Annotated in this window: 6 protein-coding genes; 4 read left to right on the top strand and 2 right to left on the bottom strand. The window is 73.7% G+C overall.

Annotated elements, in window-relative coordinates:
• A partial coding sequence (locus VFL99_RS10045; protein ID WP_325106212.1) for a GbsR/MarR family transcriptional regulator occupies positions 1-494 on the bottom strand: 494 nt, incomplete at its 3' end.
• Positions 495-584: 90 nt separating this feature from the next.
• Here VFL99_RS10045 and VFL99_RS10040 point away from each other — a divergent pair.
• Positions 585-1,538 carry an ABC transporter ATP-binding protein gene (locus tag VFL99_RS10040; protein ID WP_325106211.1) on the top strand — a complete coding sequence of 318 codons (954 nt, stop codon included), beginning with the start codon at positions 585-587 and terminating at the stop codon, positions 1,536-1,538.
• Positions 1,535-3,166: an ABC transporter permease gene (locus tag VFL99_RS10035; protein WP_325106210.1), complete on the top strand. Its 1,632-nt coding sequence runs from the start codon at positions 1,535-1,537 to the stop codon at positions 3,164-3,166. Before VFL99_RS10040 ends, VFL99_RS10035 begins: the two co-directional genes overlap by 4 nt.
• 112 nt (positions 3,167-3,278) lie before the next feature.
• Here the strand turns inward: VFL99_RS10035 and VFL99_RS10030 are convergent, their stop codons facing one another.
• Positions 3,279-4,592 carry a C40 family peptidase gene (locus tag VFL99_RS10030; RefSeq protein ID WP_325106209.1) on the bottom strand — a complete coding sequence of 438 codons (1,314 nt, stop codon included), beginning with the start codon at positions 4,590-4,592 and terminating at the stop codon, positions 3,279-3,281.
• A gap of 156 nt (positions 4,593-4,748) precedes the next feature.
• On the opposite strand from VFL99_RS10030, the gene glpK reads away from it, so the two are divergent.
• Together glpK and VFL99_RS10020 are read left to right on the top strand one after the other, a co-directional pair.
• On the top strand, positions 4,749-6,293 hold the full coding sequence (gene glpK, locus VFL99_RS10025) for a glycerol kinase GlpK (protein WP_325106208.1): 1,545 nt from the start codon (positions 4,749-4,751) through the stop codon (positions 6,291-6,293).
• On the top strand, positions 6,290-7,321 hold a 1,032-nt coding region (locus tag VFL99_RS10020; RefSeq protein ID WP_325106207.1), incomplete at its 3' end, for a glycerol-3-phosphate dehydrogenase/oxidase. The genes glpK and VFL99_RS10020, both read left to right, overlap by 4 nt.

Raw genomic sequence — 7,321 nt, 5'->3', positions numbered from 1 at the left:
TCGGCCACCTCGCGCTCCATGAACCCGAAGAACTCCCGCATCTCGACCAGCCGCCGCCCGGCCGGCGTGTCCGGGCCGAGGGTCTGCGCCCCCTCGTCCATGGTCTTGCGCCACGTCTCCAGCACCCCGTCCTTGTGCGCGAGCGCCTCGTACCAGACGTCGCTGGTCATCGTGAAGTGGTCCCGCCGCGACCCCGGTTCGCGCGAGCGCCGCACCATGTCGACCTGCTCGAGGTAGCGCACCGCCCCCGAGATCGCCGCCGGGCTCGCCCGCAGCAGCTCACCGAGCTCGGCCGCCGTCATCTGCCCGCTGTCGCTCGACATCACCGCCGCCATGACCCGGCTCGCCATCCGCTGCATGCCGGCCCGGGTGAGCTCGTCGGCCATCCGCTCCACGAAGTCGGCCCGCGCCGCCACCCGTCCCTCCTCGGCCGGGGTCCCGCGCCCTGCACGGGGGTCACCCGCGCCCGGTGGTATGCCGTGTGCCTGGCTCACGCGCTCGTCCTCCGTCCTCGTCCGGTCTGGTCAATCTATCTACACTTAGGAACCTTCACAAACTTCTGAAGACAGTGTCATGATGTCGCCATGACGACCAGCGAGACCGCGATCGAGGTCCGGCACCTGACCAAGCGCTTCGGGCGCACCCTCGCCCTCGACGACCTCGACCTGACGGTGCGGACCGGCGAGGTGCACGGCTTCCTCGGCCCCAACGGTGCCGGCAAGTCGACCGCGATCCGGGTGCTGCTCGGGTTGCTGCGCGCCGATGCCGGGGAGGCACGGCTGCTCGGCGGTGACCCGTGGCACGACGCCGCCCGGCTGCACCGGCGGCTGGCCTACGTCCCGGGCGACGTGAGCCTCTGGCCGACCCTCACCGGCGGGGAGGTGATCGACCTGCTGGGCCGGCTCCGGGGCGGAGTCGACGAGTCCCGGCGGGCGGAGCTGCTCGAACGCTTCGAGCTCGACCCGCGCAAGAAGACCCGCACCTACTCCAAGGGCAACCGGCAGAAGGTCGCGCTCGTCGCCGCGCTCGCCTCCGACGTCGAGCTGCTCGTCCTGGACGAGCCGACCTCGGGGCTGGACCCGCTGATGGAGCAGGTCTTCGCCGGCTGCATCCGGGCCGAGCGCGAGCGCGGCCGCACCGTGCTGCTGTCGAGCCACATCCTCTCCGAGGTCGAGCAGCTCTGTGACCGGGTGAGCATCATCCGGGCCGGCCACGTCGTCGAGACCGGCAGCCTCGCCACCCTGCGCCACCTCACCCGCACCTCGGTGCGCGCCGAGCTGACCGGCCCGGTGCCGGCCGGGTTGGCGCGCGTGCCCGGCATACACGACCTGACGGTGGAGGGCACCCGGGTGAGCTGCCAGGTGGACTCCGCCCGGCTCGGCGACCTGCTGGGGCGGCTGGCCGCCGTGGGCGTCGCCTCCCTGACGAGCACCCCGCCGACGCTGGAGGAGCTGTTCCTGCGGCACTACCGCGACGACACCACCGTGCCCCCCGTTGGCGAGGACACCGGCGCGGTCACCGCCGGGAGCCCGCGGTGACCCGCACGTCGACCCGCACGTCCCTGACCGGCACGACCGCGCTGCTGCGGCTGGCGCTGCGGCGCGACCGGGTCCTGCTGCCGGTGTGGATCGTGGTGCTGGCGCTCGTGGCGATGTCCTCGGCGTCGGCGACCGCCGGGCTCTACCCGACCGTCGCGTCGCGCCGGGCGATTGCGGAGACCTCGAACGCGACGCCGTCGCTGGTGGCCATGTACGGTCCGGTCTACGACCCCACCAGCCTCGGCGCGGTGTCGATGCTCAAGCTCACCGTCTTCGGGGCGCTCGCGGTGGCGATCCTCATGATCCTGCTGGTCGTGCGGCACACCCGCGCGGAGGAGGAGGCCGGTCGGCTCGAGCTGCTGCGTGCCGGGGTGCTCGGGCGGCACGCGAGCCTGGCCGCGGCCCTGCTGCTGGTCACGGGCGCCTCGCTCGTGCTCGGCCTGCTGACAGCGCTCGGGCTGGTGTCGGCGGGCCTCGGTCTCGCGGGTTCCGTTGCGCTCGGGGCAGTGTGGGCGCTGACCGGTATGACGTTCGCCTGCGTCGCCGCAGTCACCGCCCAGCTGGTCGAGGGCGCCCGTGCCGCGAACGGGGCGGCGGTCGTCGTGCTCGTCGCCGCGTACTTCCTCCGGGCGCTCGGTGACACCGCGGTGCAGCCGGTGACCGGCGAACCAGGTGTGCTGTCGTGGGTGTCGCCGCTGGGGTGGGCCCAGCAGATCCGGCCCTACGCCGGGAACCGGTGGGCGCTGGTGCTGCTGCCCGTGGCCCTGAGCGGGCTGCTCATCGTGGTCGCATGGGCCCTCGAGTCCCGACGGGACGTCGGGGCCGGCTTGGTGCGGCCGCGGCTGGGACGCGAGCGCGCGGCATACAGCCTGGGGAGCCCGCTGGGGCTGGCCTGGCGGCTGCAGCGGACCACGCTCGCGTGGTGGCTGGTCGGCTACCTCGTGCTGGGGGCGGTCGTGGGCAGCATCGTGACGAACCTCGACGGGATGCTCGACAGTCCCGCCGCGCGCCGGATGGTGCAGCGGCTGGGGGGTACGGCGAACCTGACCGACGCCTTCCTGGCGACCGAGCTGGGGATCCTGGCGGTGGTGGCGAGCGCCTACGCGATCTCGGCCTCGCTGCGGCTCCGGTCGGAGGAGACGTCGCAGCGGGCCGAGGTGGTGCTGGCGACGGCGACCTCGCGCTGGCGGTGGATGGCCAGCCACGTCCTGGTGGCGCTGCTCGGGGGCGGGTTGCTGATGGTCGCCGCCGGCCTCGGCGCGGGGGTGGCCGCGGGGTCGGCGACCGGCGACGTCAGCGGGCAGCTCGGCTCGGTGCTCGGCGCCGCGCTGGCCAGGGTGCCCGCCGTGTGGGTGCTGACCGCGGTGGCGGTGGCGCTGTTCGGCCTGCGGCCGCGCGCGGTGGCCACGGCCTGGGCGGTGCTCGCCGGCTGCCTGCTGGCCGGGGAGTTCGGGGAGCTGCTCGGGCTGCCGACGGGCGTTCGGGAGCTGTCGCCGTTCAGGCAGGTGTCGGCGCTGCCCGGGTCGGCCTTCTCGGCGGGGCCGCTCGTGGTGCTGGTGCTGGTCGCGGCGGCGTTGGTGCTGGTCGGTTTCGTGGCCTTCCGCCGCCGCGACCTCACGGCAGGCTGAGTGAGCGGGCCCGGCCCCGGGATGCGACTGACGACCCCGTGTGTGGCGTTTCGCCCGGTAAACCGGGCTCGACACGCCACACACGGGGTCGTCAGTCGGGGGTGGGGGCGGGTCAGCCGTTGCTGAGGACGTCCCCGTAGCCGGACGGCGTGCCCCAGAAGGCCGACTTCGTGCTGGGGTAGCCCGGCTTGTGAGCCGTGTACATCTGGCCGCCACCGGCGTAGATGCCGACGTGGTAGGCCGGGCTGCCGAAGAACACCAGGTCACCCGGCTGGGGGTTCGACGTGCCGCTGAAGGTGCCCTGCTGGCCGGCGGCGGTGCGGGCCGAGATGTTGATGCCGGCCTTGCTGAGCACGTACTTCACGTAGCCAGAGCAGTCGAAGCCCTCGCCCGGGGTGTCACCGCCCCACGTGTAGCGGATGCCGAGGTTCTGCTGAGCGATCTGCAGGATCCGCTGCCGGATGCCGGTGCGGGTGGTGCTGCGGGAGGACTGGTCGCCGGTCCGCCACGACACGTTGCTCGCGTTGCTGCCGGCCGAGCTGCCGCCGCGCAGGCCCATGGCGGCCGCGGTGCGGGGGCCCACGATGCCGTCGCGGACGAGGCCGTGGCGACCCTGCCAGGACACGACGGCCGAGCGGGTGCGTGGCCCGAAGATGCCGTCGGCCGTGACGCCGACGATCCGCTGGACCGCCTGCACGATGGCGCCGCGCGCGCCGTAGCCGACGTTGTGCGTCCACAGCGCCGACCCGGCCGAGCCGGTCGACGGGCTGGTGGCCGACGCGCCGCTGCGGATCCCCATCCTGGCCGCGGTGCGCGGGCCCACGATGCCGTCGCGGACGAGGCCGTGGCGGCCCTGCCAGGACACGACTGCTGAGCGGGTGCGTGGCCCGAAGATGCCGTCGGCGGCGACACCGACGACCCGCTGGACCGCCTGCACGATGGCGCCGCGCGCGCCGTAGCCCACGTTGTGCGTCCACAGCGCCGACCCGGCCGAGCCGGTCGACGGGCGGGTGGCCGACGCACCGCTGCGGATCCCCATCTTGGCCGCGGTGCGCGGGCCGACGATGCCGTCGCGGACGAGGCCGTGGCGGCCCTGCCAGGACACGACCGCCGAGCGGGTGCGTGGCCCGAAGATGCCGTCGGTCGCGACGCCGACGATCCGCTGGATCCGCTTGACGAGCGCACCGCGGGCGCCGTAGCTGACGTTGTGGGTCCATGTCGGGAGGGTGACGATCGGGGTCGCGGGGACGGGCACCGCCGGCACGGCGTTCGGCACGGCCGCCTTGGGCAGCACCGCGGCGGGCGCTGCCGGCGCTGCGGCCGGGGTCGCGGGGGTTGCCTGGGCGGCGGGCGCACCGGTGCTGACGAGGCCGAATCCTGCGGAAACCGTTCCTGCAGCCACGGCGAGGGCACTGCGAATCTTCACGTTCTTGCGCTTTCTGACCGAATTCCGTTGTGTACAGCCCCGAGCAAACGCGCGAGACGCTAGCAGCAATTCACAGGCCCGTGAACCCCTCGTCCGCTCCGCGGGGCCGCGCCAGCACGGGCTCCCCGCGTCCCCGGGGCATGGCAGGGTGTGCCCATGGCTGACTTCGTGGGGGCCGTCGACCAGGGCACGACGAGCACCCGCTTCATGATCTTCGACCACGACGGCGCGGAGGTCGCCCGGCACCAGCTCGAGCACGAGCAGGTGCTGCCGCGGGCCGGGTGGGTGGAGCACAACCCGATCGAGATCGCCGAGCGCACCGGTGCCGTGATCCGCACGACGCTCGCGACGGCGCGCCTGTCCGCGAGCGACCTGGCCGCGGTCGGGATCACCAACCAGCGCGAGACCACCGTGGTGTGGGACCGCCGGACCGGCCGGCCCTTCCACAACGCGATCGTGTGGCAGGACACGCGCACCGACCGCATCGCGCGGCGACTGGAGCAGGACGGGCGCGGCGACGTCATACGGGAGAAGGCGGGGCTGCCCCCGGCCACCTACTTCGCGGGGGGCAAGCTGCAGTGGATCCTCGAGCAGGTCGAGGGCGTCCGCGAGGCCGCCGAGCGCGGCGACGCCCTGTTCGGCACGACGGACACGTGGCTGCTGTGGCACCTGACCGGCGGGACCGAGGGCGGGGTGCACGTCACCGACGTGACCAACGCCAGCCGCACGATGTTGATGGACCTGCGCACCCTGGACTGGGACGAGGAGCTGCTGGGCTTCTTCGGCGTACCGCGCGCGATGCTGCCGACCATCCGTCCCAGCTCGGTGCCCACCGACGAGCCGTATGGCGTCACACGCGCGCACGGCCCCTTCTCCGGGGAGGTGCCCCTCACCGGGGACCTCGGTGACCAGCACGCCGCCATGGTCGGGCAGGTGTGCTTCGCGCCCGGGGAGGCGAAGAACACCTACGGCACCGGCAACTTCCTGCTGCTGAACACCGGCACCGAGCCGGTCCGCAGCAAGAGCGGGCTGCTCACGACGGTCGCCTACCAGTTCTCCGGGGCGGCACCGGTTTTCGCGCTCGAGGGCTCGATCGCCGTGACCGGGTCGGCGGTGCAGTGGCTGCGCGACCAGCTCGGCATCATCTCCGGCGCGGCGCAGTCCGAGGCGCTGGCGCGCCAGGTCGAGGACAACGGCGGGGTCTACTTCGTGCCGGCGTTCTCCGGGCTGTTCGCGCCGTACTGGCGCTCCGACGCCCGCGGCGCCATCGTCGGGCTGTCCCGCTACAACACCAACGCGCACCTGGCCCGGGCCACGCTGGAGGCGATCTGCTACCAGAGCAAGGACGTGGCCGACGCGATGACCGCCGACTCCGGGGTCGAGATCGACTGCCTCAAGGTCGACGGCGGGGTCACCGCGAACGAGCTGTGCATGCAGATCCAGGCCGACGTGCTGGGCGCCCCGGTGAGCCGTCCGGTGGTGAGCGAGACGACCGCGCTGGGGGCGGCCTACGCCGCGGGCCTGGGGGTCGGCTTCTGGAAGGACACCGACGAGCTGCGGGCCAACTGGCGCGAGGACCGGCGCTGGGAGCCGCAGTGGAGCCGGGCCCAACGCGAGCGCGGCCACGCCCGCTGGCGCAAGGCGGTGGAGCGGACCCTGGACTGGGTCGACCTCGACGACGATCGGGAGGAGCGGTCGTGAGGGCGGTGCCGCTGTCCCCGGAGGCGCGACAACAGGCCTTGGCCGCGCTCGCCGTGGAGGAGGTCGACGTCCTGGTCATCGGCGGCGGGGTGGTCGGGGCCGGCGCGGCCCTCGACGCGGCGACCCGGGGCCTGCGGGTCGGCCTGGTCGAGCAGCGCGACTTCGCCTCCGGCACCTCCAGCCGCTCCAGCAAGCTGATCCACGGCGGCTTGCGTTACCTGGAGATGCTCGACTTCGCCCTCGTCGCGGAGGCCCTCGCCGAGCGCTCGCTGCTGCTGACCCGCCTCGCCCCGCACCTGGTGCGTCCGGTGCCGTTCCTCTACCCGCTCACCCACCGCGGTTGGGAACGGCCGTATGTCGGCTCCGGCCTCGCGCTCTACGACACCCTCGGTCTGGCCTGGGGTCGCCGCTCTGTGGGGGCAGCTCCCGCTCGCGGGGGAATGCCGCACCACCGGCACCTGTCCCGCCGCGGCGCCCTGCGCGTGGTGCCGTCGCTGCGCAAGGACGCCCTGGTGGGGGCGGTGCAGTACTGGGACGCCCAGGTCGACGACGCCCGGCACACGATGTTCCTGGCGCGCACCGCTGCGGCGTACGGCGCGCACGTGGCCTCCCGCGCCCGCGTGGTCGGGCTCCTGCGGGAGGGGGAGCGGGTCACCGGCGCCGAGGTGTCCGACCTGGAGTCCGGGCGCCGGCTGGAGGTCCGGGCCCGGCAGGTGGTCAACGCGACCGGTGTGTGGACCGACGAGACGCAGGCCTTCGCCGGTGAGCGCGGGCAGTTCCACGTGCGGGCCTCCAAGGGCATCCACCTGGTCGTGCCGCGCGACCGGATCCGCTCCGACTCCGGGATCATCCTGCGCACCGAGACCTCGGTGCTGTTCGTCATCCCGTGGGGCCGGCACTGGATCATCGGGACCACCGACACCGACTGGACCCTGGGCAAGGCCCACCCGGCGGCCAGCCAGCGGGACATCGACTACCTGCTGCGGCACGTCAACGCCGTCCTGTCGACCCCGCTGACCCGGGCCGAC

Source organism: Segeticoccus sp., from assembly GCF_035708005.1.
The sequence above is the reverse complement of the archived record's forward strand: the minus strand, read 5'-3'. Positions and strand labels throughout refer to the sequence as shown.

What these genes read in the sequence shown, in the direction of transcription:
- glpK (WP_325106208.1), top strand. Translation starts at nt 4,749, where the DNA reads ATGGCTGACTTCGTGGGGGCCGTCGACCAGGGCACGACGAGCACCCGC.
- VFL99_RS10040 (WP_325106211.1), top strand. Translation starts at nt 585, where the DNA reads ATGACGACCAGCGAGACCGCGATCGAGGTCCGGCACCTGACCAAGCGC.